The following is a 14,659-nucleotide window of genomic DNA, read 5'->3' as shown; positions in this document are numbered from 1 at the left end:
GTTTGCCGGGTGGGGTGTGCTGGCGCGGGGGCCGGTGCCGTAATCTCGAAGCCTGGAGCCCGCCGTTCACGGGACCGGATCTTGATCCACGACTTGGGGTTGCACAGCAGATGACTGCGATTTCTCTCGGCATGCCGTCCGTTCCGACCAAGCTCGCCGAGCGCCGCAAGAGCCGGCAGATCCAGGTCGGAAGCGTGGCGGTCGGCGGAGACGCACCCGTCTCGGTCCAGTCGATGACCACGACCCGTACGTCGGACATCGGCGCCACCCTCCAGCAGATCGCCGAGCTGACCGCGTCCGGCTGCCAGATCGTCCGCGTGGCCTGCCCCACCCAGGACGACGCCGACGCCCTCGCGACCATCGCCCGCAAGTCCCAGATCCCGGTGATCGCGGACATCCACTTCCAGCCGAAGTACGTCTTCGCGGCGATCGAGGCGGGCTGCGCGGCCGTCCGCGTCAACCCCGGCAACATCAAGCAGTTCGACGACAAGGTCAGGGAGATCGCCCAGGCCGCCAAGGACCACGGCACGCCGATCCGCATCGGCGTCAACGCCGGCTCCCTGGACCGGCGCCTGCTCCAGAAGTACGGCAAGGCGACCCCGGAGGCGCTGGTCGAGTCGGCGCTGTGGGAGGCGTCCCTCTTCGAGGAGCACGACTTCCGGGACATCAAGATCTCGGTGAAGCACAACGACCCGGTCGTGATGATCGAGGCCTACCGCCAGCTGGCCGAGCAGTGCGACTACCCGCTCCACCTCGGTGTGACCGAGGCCGGCCCGGCGTTCCAGGGCACGATCAAGTCGGCGGTGGCCTTCGGCGCGCTGCTGTCCCAGGGCATCGGCGACACCATCCGGGTCTCCCTGTCGGCTCCGCCGGCGGAGGAGGTCAAGGTCGGCCTCCAGATCCTCCAGTCGCTCGGCCTGCGCCAGCGCGGCCTGGAGATCGTCTCCTGCCCCTCCTGCGGCCGCGCCCAGGTCGACGTCTACAAGCTCGCCGAAGAGGTCACCGCGGGCCTCACGGGCATGGAGGTCCCCCTCCGCGTGGCCGTCATGGGCTGCGTCGTGAACGGCCCCGGCGAGGCCCGCGAGGCCGACCTCGGTGTCGCCTCCGGCAACGGCAAGGGCCAGATCTTCGTCAAGGGCGAGGTCATCAAGACCGTCCCCGAGTCCAAGATCGTCGAGACCCTCATCGAGGAGGCCATGAAGCTGGCCGAGCAGATGGAGCAGGACGGCGTGGAGTCGGGCGAGCCGTCGGTGTCGGTCGCGGGCTGACCCCGCGCTCGTCCCGAGTCCCGGCACCGCTGGTGGCGGGACTCGGGAGGGGAGCGGCCCGGCTCACGAGTCGAGGCGGATCCTCACCCTCCGGTTCTGCCGGCCCTTGCTCTCCACCTTGGTCACCGTGAGGCGGCCGATCTGCCGGGTGGAGGCCACGTGCGTGCCCCCGTCGGCCTGCACGTCCAGGCCGACGACGTCGACCACGCGGACCTCCGGGAGGTCGGGCGGGGCGACGAACTGGGTGCGGACGAGATCGGGGATCGCCTGGGCCTCGTCCTTGGGGAGCACCCGTACGACGATCTGGCGGTCGGCCTCGATCTCCGCGTTGACCGCGTCCTCCAGGCTCTGTTTGAAACCGGGCGGCACCTCGGGCAGGTTGAAGTCCATGCGGGCTTCGCCGGGGGTCATGTTGCCGCCCGTCACCAGCGCGCCGAAGTCCCGGAACACCGTGCCGCACAGCACGTGCAGTCCGGAGTGGGTGCGCATCAGGGAGGACCTGCGCTCGTCGTCGAGCGCGCCGGTGACCCTGGTACCCGCCCGCGGGACGGGGTCTCCCGGAGCGGGCAGCAGAAAAAGGTCGTCGCCCTTGCGGGTCCCCACGATGCGGGTCCGCACGCCCTCCCAGATCAGGACACCCTCGTCCGGCGGCTGCCCGCCGCCGCCGGGGTAGAACGCGGAGCGGTCCAGGACGACGCCGGCCTCCGGATCGGCGGGATCCGACCACAGGACGGTGCAGTCCCATTCCCGGAGCGTGGCGTCTTCCCAGTCCAGGCGGTGTGTACGGCCGTGATGACTCATTCCCATCAGCGGTTGGAGGTACGAGGCCCAGCGGAGCCCGTTCCCCGACTCCTCTCTCGATCCCGTTGTCCGTGCGTACTGCTTACCGAGCGGTCCGGTGCCAGGTTACGGTCCGCTCACCACCACAGGCGGGCGATCGCGGCGGTTGCCGCCCCCACCGCCACCACCAGAAGGAAGGGCGCGCGCAGCAGCGCGGCGACGAGGGCGACGCCGAACCCGAGGGCGCGGGCGTCCAGCGTCAGCCGGTGACCGGTGGTGAAGGTCTGGACCCCCACCAGCGCGGCGAGCAGGGCCACGGGGAGCAGCGCCGAGATCTCCCGCACCTCCCGCCGCTCCAGCACCTTCGCCGGTATGCAGAGCCCGGCGAGCTTCAGGAGGTACACCCCGGCCGTGCCGAGGACGATCGCGGTCCACATCAGTCCTCCGTACGTTGTCGTGTGGCCGGATCCCGCCGCCCCGCGCCCCGCCCGCCGTCGCCTGCCCCGCGGCGCGCCGTGAAGCCGACGGCGCAGGCGACCAGCCCCGCGACGAGCACCGGGAGACCGGTGGGCAGGACCAGGGAGGTCACGAGGGCGGTCACCGCGGCCCCCACGGCCACCGCCCAGAGCCGCGGCCCGCGCAGCCGCGGCATCAGCAGCGCGACGAACGCCGCGGGCGAGGCCACGTCCAGTCCCAGGGCGGACGGGTCCGGCAGCGCCTTCGCGCCGATCGCGCCGGCGAGCGTGGCCAGGTTCCAGCACACGAGCACCGCGGTGCCGGTCGCCCAGAACGCCAGCCGTGCCGCCCGCCGCGCCGACTGGCCCATGGCCATGCCCGAGCTCTCGTCGAGCACGAGGTGCGCGGCGAGGACGCGGCGGGCTCCCCGGACCCGGAGCAGCCGGGACAGCGCCAGCCCGTACAGGCTGTTGCGCACGCCGAGCAGCGCCGCCGTGGCGGCGCCGGTGAGCGCGCTTCCCCCGGCGCCCATGACGCCGATCACGGCGAACTGCGACGCACCCGAGAACATCAGCAGGGACAGGACGCAGGACTGCGCCACGGTGAACCCCGCCAGCACGGCCAGCGCTCCGAAGGACAGCCCCAGAGCGCCGACCGCCAGCCCGACACCGACCGAGTCGCGCAGCACCGCGGCCCTGCGCCGGGGCCAGTCCGCGGCCGTGTCCGTGTCGGCCTCCGGGACGACACGCGGTTCGGTGTCGGGCGTGAGGTCGCCTCCGTTCGTCACGTGCCCTTCTCCCGCGCGCCGTCCGGGTCTTCGAGTACGACGTTCAGCTGGGCGTGCGCCTTGACGCAGGCGGCGGCGGCCTCCTCGGCCGACCCGGCCCGTGCGATCACGAACCCCAGGCGGTGGTAGGCGTTGCGCGCGGGCCGCACCCGCTGTCCCGGCGCGGCGGTCACGACGACCTGCTCGACCCCGTCGACCGCGCGCGCCGCCTCGACGCCCTCCACCCGGGCGAGGGTCCCGGCCCGGTCCGCGAGCAGGAACTGGATCACCGCGGCGCCGTCGCAGGCCGGGACCGCGTGCGGCTCCAGACCGAGCGCGAGGCGCAACTGCTGCTCCTGCATCCTCAGTCCGGTCGTCAGCCGGACCAGTTCGGGGATCATGCCGCCGGCCGGACGCGCGTTGATCTCGATCACCACGGGACCCCGTGCGGTGAGCCTGACCTCGGTGTGCGCGGCGCCGTCGGTGAAGCCGACGGCGGCGAGGGCGTCGCGCACCGTGCCGGTCAGCCGGTCCGCGGCGGCCCCGGGGAGCGCGGCGGGGAAGACGTGGCGGTGCTCGACGAAGTACGGGGCGCCGGTGACGTGCTTCTCCACGATGCCCAGGCACCGTGACTCGCCGCGCCGGCTGATGGTCTCGACGCTGTACTCCGGCCCGTCGAGGTACTCCTCGACCAGTACGGCACCGGCGGTGGACTGGCCGCGGACGTTGGTCTCCTCGCCCAGGACCAGCCGGACCTGGGCGAGTGCCTGCTCGGGTGTCGTGCACAGCAGCACGTGGTTCGATCCGCTGTCGTCCACGGGCTTGACGACACACGGCAGCCCGGCGCGGGCCACGGCCGCCGCCGTGGCCGCCGCCGGCCGGTCGCCGGCGGTCACGACGGCGAACCGGGGCTGGGGGAGCCCGGCCGCGGTGAGCGCCCGGCGGGTGCGGGACTTGTCCCGGCAGCGGGCGATCGCGTCGACGGGACTGCCGGGCAGGCCGAGCCAGGCGGTCAGCTCCGCGGTCTGGGACAGGTAGAAGTCGCTGGTGGTGGTGGCGCCGGCGATCTGCTCCCGGCGGAACTCCCGCAGCACCGTGCCCCGCAGCTGCGTCAGGGAGTTGGTGTCGCAGGTGACCACGTCGGCGCCCGTCTGCGCCAGACCCCGGTACCGTCCGGGGTCGTTGGTGAGCAGGACCGGGCGCAGGCCCAGCTCCCGGCTCAGGCCGAGGGCGAGCATGCCGGTGCCGGTGGTGTTCGACTCCACGAACAGCAGGCGCTGCCCGTCCTGCGAGCGCTCGATGTCCTCGGCCCGGGACCAGCTCTCGGCGACCTGCCCGGCACGGGCCGAGATGGTGGCGGGCGCGGGGGAGAGGGGCTGGGTGTCCAGGGCCTCCGTGGCCCAGTAGGCGTCGTCGTAGACGGTGTCGACGTAGCGGTCTCCGCGGTCGGGGAGGATGCCCACGAGACGGGTTCCCGGTGCCGCTCCCGCCGCGAGGTGCTTGACGATGCGGTAGACGGACCCCGAGGTGTTGCCCGCGAAGATCTGCTGTTCGCGGGCGAGTTCACGGGTGGCGCAGAGGGCCTCCCGGTCGTTGAGCCAGTGGACCTCGTGGATGAGGCGGCGGTCGAGGTTGCCCGGCAGCAGGCTGTTGCCCAGCCCGCTCTGCCTGCGCCCCGGCCGGTCGGGCTGTCCGAACAGGACGCTTCCGACACTGTCCACGCCGATCACCCGCAGACCGGGCAGGGACGGCCGCAGCGCGCGTGAGGTGCCGCAGAGCGACCCGCCGCTGCCCACCGACCCCACCAGCACGTCGAACCGGGGTAAGTCCTCGGTGAGTTCGGCGGCCAGCGTCCGGTAGGCGGCGGGGTTGTCCGGGTTCTCGTACTGGTCCGGCCAGAACGCCCCGGGCAGGTCGGCGCGCAGCCGGTGCAGCAGTTCGAGCCGGGCGCTCTGCCAGCCCTTTCCGGTCATCGCCCGCACGATGTGCACCTCGCAGCCGAGGGCGCGGAGCTTGGCCAGGGTGATGCGGTCGATACGGGGATCGGTGACGATGTGGACGTGGTGGCCCAGGGACGCGCCGACCAGGGCGACGCCCAGGGCCATGGTGCCGGAGGAGCTCTCGATGATCGGGGCGCCGTCGGCGAGGACGCCGCGTCTGCGTGCCTCCAGGATGATGCTCCGGGCGACGCGGTCCTTCATCCCGTAGAGGTTCTGGAACTCCAGCTTGAGGTAGACCTCCACGCCGTCCGCCGCCTCCATCGGGGCGCGGACCAGAGGGGTGTGGCCTATCGCGGCTGTGACGCTCTCAAAAAGCATGGTCGCCTCCGGCGGGGCCTGCTGGGCGGGGAGCGGATGAGGGACTGCCGAGCGCGCCCGTCCCCAGCGAGCGGAGGACGGTGACGGTGCCGGGCAGTTCGGCACACCGGGCGCGTGCCCGCTCGACACGCTCCGAGGGGCTGTCGGGGGCGCTGTGCTCGTCGATCAGGATGCCGAGGCAGGTGCCGCTGTGGGCGATCACCAGACCGAGGCCGCCGACCTCCTGGCAGATCTTCCGCATCCGTTCGAAGCGCAGGCCGGGGACCGGACCCAGGTGCAGCTCGGCACTGCGGGTGGCGATCCGTCCCACCGCGGGGAGGTCAGCGGTACGGACCGCCGCGGAGATCGCGTCGAGCAGTGCCGCGTACTCGCCGCGCGTACGCCGGGCCGGCGTCGGCGCGGTGTGGTTGAAGCCGACGGTGTCCACCATGCCGCCCGCGTCATGGGCGACCACGGTCAGCGGCGGGAGGAAGCCCAGCCGCTCGCGCAACCGCACCTCGCGGTGGTGGTAGCTCACGATCCCGGCGTACATGACCCCGTCGGACGGCTCGATGCCGCGCAGGAAGTCCTCGGTGGTCTCCTCGCCCAGGGGCACGCCGAGGGCGTCGGCCACGGCGCGGGCCGTGGCGACCAGGTCCGCCGACGAACTCGCGAGGCCCTTGCCCTCCGGAATGCCGCCGCTCAGTTCGAGGACGCCGCCGCCTTGGTGGCCGTAGGCGTCCAGCATGCGGGTGGCCAGGAGTCTCGACTTGGTCTTGCCCGCCGGGCGTACCAGGACGGCGCCGTCGCCGCCGGCCGGCCGGAACGTGGCCGTCGCCCAGGCGTCGACGGGAAACGTCACGAGAAAGCGCTGTCCGTCCGGCAGCATCCCCTGGAGCAGTTCCCCGAAGGTTCCGTTGGCGGTTCCGAAACCCGCGTGTGTTGCCACGGCTGTGCCACTCCCCGTCGGTTGTGGGACTCACGCGATGCCCAGCAGGCGGTCGGTCCGCGTCATGGCGGCGCGTACACGCTCTCGTCTCGCCTCCCAGGCCGCGGCCGCCTCCTTCAGCGCGTCCGCCTGTGCCGTGAGCAGCCGGCGCACCTCGGCCGGGCGGGTCGAGCCGGCGGAGAGCTTGCGCTCGACACCGCCGTGGACGTCGAACGCCTCGGCGAGGGCCTCCTCGGGTGCCGCGAGGTCGTGGCCGTGCTTCGCGGCGGCCCGGCGCAGCATGTCCGGCCGCGGATCCCGGGGGGCCACGCCCTCCTCCAGCGCCGCGAGGATGTACGCGCCCGCCACCACCTGCGCGGTGCGCCAGGGCAGGCCCTCGGCGAGGGTGAGCCGGTTGGCCAGGGTGAAGCCGCCGAAGTACTCGCGCGTGCAGGCCTCGGCCATCCGCTCGGTACGGAAGCGCAGTCGCTCCAGGACGGCGGTGGCCAGGGCGAGGACGGAGCGCGCCGTCCGGAAGGCCGACAGGACGTGGGTCCCCGCCTCCTTGGAGACCTCGACCGAGTTCGAGTAGGCGGTGTTCCGCTGGCCCGCCAGGGCGTCGACGTGGAACGCGGTCAGGTGCGCGGTCCTGCCCCGGACACGCTCCAGCAGCGGGAAGTTCTTCTTCTGCGGCATGGCGGACGATATCCCCGCGTACGCGTCGGGCAGGTCGATGAAACCGTACTCGCTGCCGCCCCAGGTGATCAGGTCGGTGGTGAAGCGGCTCAGCACCGTACCGAACAGGGACAGCTCCCCGGTGATCCGCAGCGCCCAGCCGCGCGAGGCCACCGCCATGAGCGCGTGCCGCCGCGGCCCGCGGAAGCCGAGCAGCCGGGCCGCGCGCTCCCGGTCCCACTCCAGTTCCTGGCCGGCCATGGCGCCGGCCCCCAGCGGGCACTGGTCGATCTCGTCGTACGTGCCGAGAAGGCGCCCGGCGGCCTCCACCACCTCTTCGGACAACGCCGCCAGGTAGTAGCCGGCGGTGATGATCTGCGCCGCCTGACCGTGGGTGTAGCCGGGCATCACCGTCTCGGTGTGCCGGGCCGCCGTCCGCCGGACCGCCTCGCCGAAGGTCAGCAACGAGTCCGCCGTGAGGGCCAGTTGACGGCGGGCGAACATCAGCTGCGCGCAGGCCTGGAGGTCGTTGCGGCTGCGGTCGACGTGCCAGGAGACGACCGGGGAGGCGAGCCGGGACTCCACCTCGCGTTCGATGGCGAAGGCGATGTCCGACATGTTGCGTTCGGGGGCGGCGGTGAGCGTGCCGGTGGTGATCCCGTGCAGCGCCGCGCCGATCCGCCGGGCCTGGTCGGCGCTGAGCAGCCCCATCCGCCGGTATTCCAGGGCGAGGACCTTCTCGATGGCCAGGTACCCCGACAGGAGGTGCTCGGCCTCGAAGGCGAACTGCGGTGCCAGGACCTCGTCGTGGAGTAATCGGTCCGGTCCGGCGGAGATCCGTCCGGTGAGCGGGGTGTCCAAGAGCTACCGTCCCTTCTTGCGGAGGGTGAACGCGAGGCTCTCGTGCTCGTGGAAGTAGGGCCGGTACGCGGCGTGCGGGGGCTCCGTCCAGCGCAGCAGCACGATCGTGGCGACCTCGTCGGCCAGAGCGCACTGCGCGAGATAGGAGTCCAGGTCGGGACGGTCGTAGAACCTGCAGTAGAAGCCGGCGTGGTCCCGGTACTCCTTGGGCCCGACGGCCACCATGCCGGGGTCCGCCACCTGGCAGTCCCGCATGGTCCACATGTTGGCCACGACGTGGCCGCCCGGCCGGCAGATCCGGTGCAGCTCCTTCAGCGCCTTGACCGGTTCGGTGAGGTGCCCCAGCAGGTCCCAGCAGAAGATCCCGTCGACGGAGTCGTCCGGCAGGCCCGTGGCGAAGACGTCGGTCTCCTGGAACACCACGTTGTCGGCACCGGCCCTGGCGACCACCGTACGGGCGATGCCCATCGCGTTCCTGGAGGTGTCACCGCCGACCACGACCTTCGCGGCCTGCGCCAGCGCAGGCAGGTTCCGGCCGTCGCCGCACGGCAGGTCGAGGACGACGAAGGCCTCGTGGTCGGCGAAGAGCTTGGCGGCGTTCACCGCGTACGGGACCGGCGGATCGCCCCACAGGTTGGCGTGGCCGTCGAGCCGGTAGGCGTCGTTCCACTGCCCCTTGGCCAGCTCGTCCGGTGTGGTCTCGGCAGTCACGGGCAGGACCTCTCCTTCGGTGTGGGCGGCACGGGCCGCGCGGTGTGCCCCGCGCGGCGCTCGCGGCTCTCGCCGCCGTCCTGGGCGAACTGTTCGTACATCTCGGTCACGCAGCGGTGGGCGTCGACGAAGGCGCGTGAGTAACCCGGCGTCGGGATCAGGTGGTTGTAGAACGTCGCCCCTTCGCAGAGCGGGCCGATCAGCCAGAGCCTGCGGTCGCCGGTCCCGTCCGGCCCGACGGGGTGCAGCGAGGGATCGACGTCGGCCGCCGCGACGTTGCCACCGCCCGGCACGTGCGGGGTCAGGACCCGGCGCCGGCGCAGCGAGCGCACCAGCGGGCTCGCCGAGGTGGCCAGGGCCGGCCAGGGCGCGTTGCCCGCGCACAGCCAGTCCACGTGCTCGCGGTGCGCGACCTCCAGCCGGGTCGACGACACCGTCCAGCCCCCGGAGCCGTGCCCCGGCCCCGACCGCTCGGCAGCGATGCGGGGAGCCGCCCCGAAGGGAAAGCGGACGATTCCGGCGTCGGCCAGGGCGAGCAGCTCGGCGTACCGTTCCTTCTGGGGTCCGACCACCGCGCGGTTCATCAGCGGCACCGTGCGGCCCATGAACCCGTCGAGCGAGGCCGGGGTCAGACCGCGGAAGTTCACGGCGTCGCGGAGGATGTCACGGACCTCCCGGACGGCCTCCAGGGCCGCCTTGACGGGGCTGCCGGTGACCCCCTTCCCGGCCTGAGCGAGATCGGCCCGCACCGTCGCGGTCAGCCAGCGCTGGTAGGACGGGCCGTCCCGCAGGTCCATGCCCGCCGACGGATCGAACAGGGCGGCCGGATCGAAGGCGCCGCCGACCTCGTCGAGTCGGTCGAGCGCGGCGGTCAGCTCGCCCGCGCGGGCGGCCTCGGCGAGGCCCGCCGCCAGTTCCTCCTCGGCGGCGCTCCCCTCGGCGACCAGGGTCCGGCACCGGTGGTAGGCGATCCGCATCTCGCTCAGCAGCAGGGGCATGAGCTGTTCGTCGAAATCCAGCGGCCCGGCCGACCGCAGCGCCGCCACGACCTCGCGGGTGAGGGCCAGCGGCTGGAACCGGCTCGTCAGTTCCTCGCGCCTCGGCCGGACCCGGAAAGGCATTCCGGAGCGGGAGTACAGCAGAATCCGGGGTTCCGCTCCGCTGGGCAGATAACGGAGTTCTGCCTGTTCTCCACCCCCTCCGGATTCCTGGCTCGGCTCGGAATCCCGGCCCGCTGCGGAATCTCGGGCGGCCCGTACGAACCGGCCCCCGCGCCCGGTCGTCAGTGCGGCGACCACATCCATGGCGGAAAGGCCGAAACCACCCACGGCCACCGAAGAACCGGCCTCGACGGCCGCGACACTTTCCGGCAGAGGATAGGGATCGGCGACGGCGCGTGCGGTGCCCCGGGCATCCGCCCGCCGTTCATTTCCGACGTGCCCGATCGTGAGGAAGGCATAGTCGGTGGTGAGCAGTGTCCCGTCGGCCAGGGTGATCCGAACCCCGTTCTTCTCGTCCGATTCGAGGTCGACGGCCGCGCAGCGGTGTACGCGTATCCGCATCCCCGCCGGGGCCCGGCGGCACGTCTCCTCGAAGAACCAGCGCAGATACGCGCCGAGGATCCGCCGGGGCAGGAAGTCGTCGGGTGCGACGGCCCGGCCCCCGGTCCGGGTCACCGTGTGACCGTCCGCGGCCAGCCGCAGCCCGCGCTCGGTGACCCAGGCGAGCAGGCCGGGGCCGTCCTGTGCCGTGTCGGCCCCCACGGATTCCGGTCCCGGGAACATGGATATCTCGCCGCAGAGGGTATTGAGGAGCAGGTAATCCGGTTGATCGACCGAGTGCAGTCCCTGGCCGGTCGGGACGGGGTCGATGATGTCGACCCGCACGGAAAGCGCGGCCTCCGATTTCCGGGCCAGGGCGATGATCCGCTCCAGAATGCTGCACCCTCGGGAACCCAGCCCGACAATTCCCACCCGTAATTCGGAAGGCACTCCGAGACTCCCGTAGCAGGCATGTGTGCGAACGCGCTCCATCGTAGCCTCTCTCACCCTCATTACCATGGGGCCGCCGATATTGGCGCATTCCCTGTGATGGTGTGACACCGACCGTCGCCGAATGCCCTGCGCTACTCGTCGATAAGGAGCCGTGAGCAGCGCATATGCCGGTCGGCCCGCTCGCCGCCGGTGTCCGGAACCGGCCATGCCATTCCGATCGCGCCCGCGGGCCGGCCCGCCCGTCCGAGGCGTCCGGCGGACGTGACATCACCACGGGGCGCGTCACAAACGCACGGGGTACAGTGCCGGGACCAGCGGAATCCCCAGGGTGAGGCCCCCTACGTGTTGACCCAGACCACCTCACGGGTGCTCGATCCGAGCGACCTCGACGCCGCACTCGCCGTCCTCGACCGCGAGCCTGTCGCGAACGCCTTCGTGACCTCGCGCGTCCAGGTGGCCGGGCTCGACCCGTGGCGGCTGGGCGGGGAGATGTGGGGCTGGTACGAGGACGGCATGCTCACGTCCCTGTGCTACGCGGGCGCCAACCTGGTCCCCATCTGCGCCACCCCGCGCGCCGTGCGCGCCTTCGCCGACCGCGCCCGCAGGGCCGGGCGCCGCTGCTCCTCCATCGTCGGCCCCGCCGACGCCACCGCCGGGCTGTGGCGCCTGCTGGAGCCCCACTGGGGCCCCGCCCGCGAAGTCCGCTCCCACCAGCCCCTGATGGTCACCGACCGGATGCCCGCCGACATCGCCCCGGACCCCTACGTCCGCCGCGTCCGCAAGGACGAGATGGAGACGATCATGCCGGCGTGCGTGGCGATGTTCACCGAGGAGGTCGGCGTATCGCCGCTCGCGGGGGACGGCGGGCTGCTGTACCAGGCCCGGGTCGCCGAACTCGTCGGCTCCGGCCGCTCCTTCGCCCGCGTCGACGAGCACGGCAGGGTCGTCTTCAAGGCCGAGATCGGCGCCGCGACCGGCCAGGCCTGCCAGATCCAGGGCGTCTGGGTGGCCCCCGAGTACCGGGGCAGGGGTGTCGCGGCACCGGGCATGGCGGCCGTCCTGCGCTACGCGCTGGCCGACGTGGCCCCCGTGGTGAGCCTGTACGTGAACGACTTCAACACGGCGGCGCGACGGACGTACCGCAGGGTCGGCTTCCGGGAGGTCGGCGCCTTCATGAGTGTGCTGTTCTGAGCCCCCTGTACCCTCCCCGCATGGACCTCGTGATCGGCCCCCTGGACCTCGCAGCCCATGTCGACGAGGCCCTCGCCGTCCAAGCGGTGGCGTTCGGGCTCGGGCCCGACGAGGTCGCCGTACGCCGGCAGATCGTCCAGCGCCACATGCGGTACCGGGGCGCGCGGGCGCTCGGCGCGACCGTCGCGGGGCGGCTCGTCGGATTCGTCTACGGCATGCCCAACAGCCGCACCCACTGGTGGTCCACCATCGTGGAGCCCTACCTGCGCGCCCGGGACAACGACTTCTGGCTGGACGACTCCTTCGTCATCACCGAGCTGCACGTCCACCCCGACCACCAGAACCGGGGCATCGGCCGGCGGCTGATCACCACCATCACCGACAGCGCCGCCGAGCCCCGCTCGATCCTCTCCGCGATCGACACCGACAGCCCCGCGCGCGGCCTGTACTTCTCCCTCGGCTACGTCGACCTCGCCCGCCAGGTGCACTTCCCGAGCGCGCCGCGGCCCTACGCCGTGATGGGCGCTCCCCTGCCGCTGCGCAGGCGATGACCGATTTCCGCCCGCACAGGCGGCCCGGCTAACCTCCTAGCCATCACCCTTACCCCCAGGAGTACGAGAGCCATGGCGAAAGCACCGGTCCAGCGCATGTCCCAGTTGATGGCGAAGACCCTGCGCGACGACCCGGCGGACGCCGAGGTCCTCAGCCACAAGCTCCTCGTCCGCGCCGGCTACGTCCGCCGGACCGCCGCCGGCATCTGGAGCTGGCTGCCCCTCGGCAAGAAGGTCCTCGCCAACGTCGAGCGGATCGTCCGCGAGGAGATGGACGCCATCGGCGCCCAGGAGGTCACCCTCCCCGCGCTGCTGCCCAAGGAGCCGTACGAGGCGACCGGCCGCTGGGACGAGTACGGCCAGGAGCTGTTCCGGCTCAAGGACCGCAAGGGCGGCGACTACCTCCTCGGCCCCACCCACGAGGAGATCTTCACCCTCCTGGTCAAGGACCAGTGCACGTCCTACAAGGACCTGCCGGTGATCCTCTACCAGATCCAGACCAAGTTCCGCGACGAGGCCCGCCCCCGCGCCGGCATCCTGCGCGGCCGCGAGTTCCTGATGAAGGACTCGTACTCCTTCGACACCGAGGACGAGGGCCTGGCGAAGTCCTACGCCCTGCACCGCGAGGCCTACCAGCGCGTCTTCAAGCGCCTCGGCCTGGACTACCGCATCTGCGCCGCCACCGCCGGCGCCATGGGCGGCTCCAAGTCCGAGGAGTTCCTCGCCCCGGCCGAGGCCGGCGAGGACACCTTCGCCGACTGCCCGAACTGCGACTTCGCCGCCAACACCGAGGCGATCACCTACGCCCTCAAGCCCGTCGACGCCTCCGCCGTGCCCGCGGCGCAGGAGATCCCCACCCCGGACACCCCCACCATCGAGACCCTGGCCGCCTCCCTCGGCGTCCCCGCCTCCGCCACTTTGAAGAACCTGCTGGTCAAGGTGGACGGCGAGATCGTCGCCGTGGGCGTCCCCGGCGACCGCGAGGTCGACATGGACAAGGTGGAGGCGCACTTCGCCCCGGCGGTCGTCGAGATGGTCACCGAGGCCGACTTCGCCGGCCGCCCCGACCTGGTGCGCGGCTACGTCGGCCCGCAGGGCCTGGGCGAGAAGGTGAAGTACATCGCCGACCCGCGCGTGGCCCCCGGCACCGCCTGGATCACCGGCGCCAACAAGGAGCACACGCACGCGAAGAACGTCGTCGCCGGCCGCGACTTCGAGGTCGGCGAGTACGTCGACGTCGTCGTGGTCCAGGACGGCGACCCCTGCCCGCAGTGCGGCACCGGCCTGAAGCTGGACCGCGCCATCGAGATCGGCCACATCTTCCAGCTGGGCCGCAAGTACGCCGACGCCCTCAAGCTCGACGTCCTCGGCCAGAACGGCAAGCCGGTCCGCGTCACCATGGGCTCCTACGGCATCGGCGTCTCGCGTGCCGTCGCCGCGCTCGCCGAGCAGAACGCCGACGACAAGGGCCTGGTGTGGGCCAAGGAGGTCGCCCCGGCCGACGTGCACGTCGTCGCCGCCGGCAAGGCCCTGCAGACCGAGCTGGCCCTCGACGTCGCCGAGAAGCTGGCCGCCGCCGGTGTCCGCGTCCTGGTGGACGACCGGGCCGGTGTCTCGCCGGGCGTGAAGTTCACCGACGCCGAGCTGATCGGCGTCCCGCAGATTTTGGTCGCGGGCCGCCGCTCGGGTGAGGGCGTCGTGGAGCTGAAGGACCGCAGGACCGGCGAGCGCGAGGAGCTGTCGGTGCAGGACGCCATCGCGCGCCTCACCGCCTGAGGTTCTCAAGGGGTCTTTCAGGGACTTCTGCGGGGGCGCACGGACGCCTCACGGACTTCTCCCAGGTCGTTCCCCGACCGTGGGACGTGACAGCACGTCACGGCTCTACGGGAGGGGAACGGCCATGAACACCGGGGAACGGGGTGCCGCGGCAGCGGTCCCCAGAGGTACCCGGCGCACCGCGGCCGTCGCGGCGGCGATCACGCTGTCGGCGGCGGCCGAAATGTTCGCGCTGATCGGCACGATGCACGCGAAGGCCGACACGGCGGTGAGCACCACCAGTTCCAGTACCACCAGTTCCGGCAGTACCACATCCAACTCCGGCTCCACCAGCACCTCCAGCTCCGGCTCGGACACCGGAGGGGGCACCCGCGAGCGCACGGGAGGCCGCACCCCCGCCGCCCC

Annotated in this window: 13 protein-coding genes; 4 read left to right on the top strand and 9 right to left on the bottom strand. The window is 72.2% G+C overall.

Going from position 1 to position 14,659, the window contains the following annotated elements:
* Positions 1 to 110 precede the first annotated feature (110 nt).
* Positions 111 to 1,268 carry a flavodoxin-dependent (E)-4-hydroxy-3-methylbut-2-enyl-diphosphate synthase gene (gene ispG, locus ACZ60X_RS20335; RefSeq protein ID WP_469600188.1) on the top strand — a complete coding sequence of 386 codons (1,158 nt, stop codon included), beginning with the start codon at positions 111 to 113 and terminating at the stop codon, positions 1,266 to 1,268.
* Positions 1,269 to 1,331: 63 nt separating this feature from the next.
* Here ispG and ACZ60X_RS20330 read toward each other — a convergent pair whose 3' ends face one another.
* The 8 genes from ACZ60X_RS20330 to ACZ60X_RS20295 form a co-directional block, all read right to left on the bottom strand.
* Positions 1,332 to 2,069, bottom strand: coding sequence for an alanyl-tRNA editing protein (locus ACZ60X_RS20330; RefSeq protein ID WP_469600186.1), 738 nt, complete (start codon positions 2,067 to 2,069; stop codon positions 1,332 to 1,334).
* A 116-nt stretch (positions 2,070 to 2,185) separates the two neighbouring features.
* A complete protein-coding gene (locus ACZ60X_RS20325) occupies positions 2,186 to 2,485 on the bottom strand; it encodes an AzlD domain-containing protein (protein WP_469600184.1) in 300 nt (99 codons plus the stop codon).
* Entirely contained in the window at positions 2,485 to 3,291 is an 807-nt protein-coding gene (locus ACZ60X_RS20320) for an AzlC family ABC transporter permease (RefSeq protein ID WP_469600182.1), read from the bottom strand. Before ACZ60X_RS20320 ends, ACZ60X_RS20325 begins: the two co-directional genes overlap by 1 nt.
* Complete coding sequence (locus tag ACZ60X_RS20315) at positions 3,288 to 5,588, bottom strand: pyridoxal-phosphate dependent enzyme (RefSeq protein ID WP_469600180.1); 2,301 nt, start codon at positions 5,586 to 5,588, stop codon at positions 3,288 to 3,290. The genes ACZ60X_RS20320 and ACZ60X_RS20315 overlap by 4 nt, the downstream gene beginning before the upstream one ends.
* Positions 5,578 to 6,516 (bottom strand): GHMP family kinase ATP-binding protein, encoded by a 939-nt coding sequence (locus tag ACZ60X_RS20310; RefSeq protein ID WP_469600178.1) that lies wholly within the window; start codon positions 6,514 to 6,516, stop codon positions 5,578 to 5,580. Before ACZ60X_RS20310 ends, ACZ60X_RS20315 begins: the two co-directional genes overlap by 11 nt.
* Before the next feature lie 30 nt (positions 6,517 to 6,546).
* On the bottom strand, positions 6,547 to 8,031 hold the full coding sequence (locus ACZ60X_RS20305) for a lyase family protein (RefSeq protein ID WP_469600176.1): 1,485 nt from the start codon (positions 8,029 to 8,031) through the stop codon (positions 6,547 to 6,549).
* A 3-nt stretch (positions 8,032 to 8,034) separates the two neighbouring features.
* A complete protein-coding gene (locus ACZ60X_RS20300) occupies positions 8,035 to 8,742 on the bottom strand; it encodes a class I SAM-dependent methyltransferase (protein WP_469600174.1) in 708 nt (235 codons plus the stop codon).
* Complete coding sequence (locus ACZ60X_RS20295; RefSeq protein WP_469600172.1) at positions 8,739 to 10,715, bottom strand: FAD/NAD(P)-binding protein; 1,977 nt, start codon at positions 10,713 to 10,715, stop codon at positions 8,739 to 8,741. The genes ACZ60X_RS20300 and ACZ60X_RS20295 overlap by 4 nt, the downstream gene beginning before the upstream one ends.
* 363 nt (positions 10,716 to 11,078) lie before the next feature.
* On the opposite strand from ACZ60X_RS20295, the gene ACZ60X_RS20290 reads away from it, so the two are divergent.
* From ACZ60X_RS20290 to ACZ60X_RS20280, 3 genes are all read left to right on the top strand, one after another.
* Positions 11,079 to 11,927, top strand: coding sequence for a GNAT family N-acetyltransferase (locus tag ACZ60X_RS20290; protein WP_469600170.1), 849 nt, complete (start codon positions 11,079 to 11,081; stop codon positions 11,925 to 11,927).
* A gap of 20 nt (positions 11,928 to 11,947) precedes the next feature.
* On the top strand, positions 11,948 to 12,478 hold the full coding sequence (locus ACZ60X_RS20285; RefSeq protein WP_469600168.1) for a GNAT family N-acetyltransferase: 531 nt from the start codon (positions 11,948 to 11,950) through the stop codon (positions 12,476 to 12,478).
* Between the two features lie 72 nt (positions 12,479 to 12,550).
* Positions 12,551 to 14,254, top strand: coding sequence for a proline--tRNA ligase (locus ACZ60X_RS20280; RefSeq protein WP_469600166.1), 1,704 nt, complete (start codon positions 12,551 to 12,553; stop codon positions 14,252 to 14,254).
* Positions 14,255 to 14,359: 105 nt separating this feature from the next.
* On the opposite strand, the gene ACZ60X_RS20275 is transcribed toward ACZ60X_RS20280, so the two are convergent.
* Entirely contained in the window at positions 14,360 to 14,611 is a 252-nt protein-coding gene (locus tag ACZ60X_RS20275) for a hypothetical protein (RefSeq protein WP_469600164.1), read from the bottom strand.
* Positions 14,612 to 14,659: the final 48 nt, after the last annotated feature.

This window comes from Streptomyces sp. NPDC104106 (assembly GCF_055584345.1).
The sequence above is the reverse complement of the archived record's forward strand: the minus strand, read 5'-3'. Positions and strand labels throughout refer to the sequence as shown.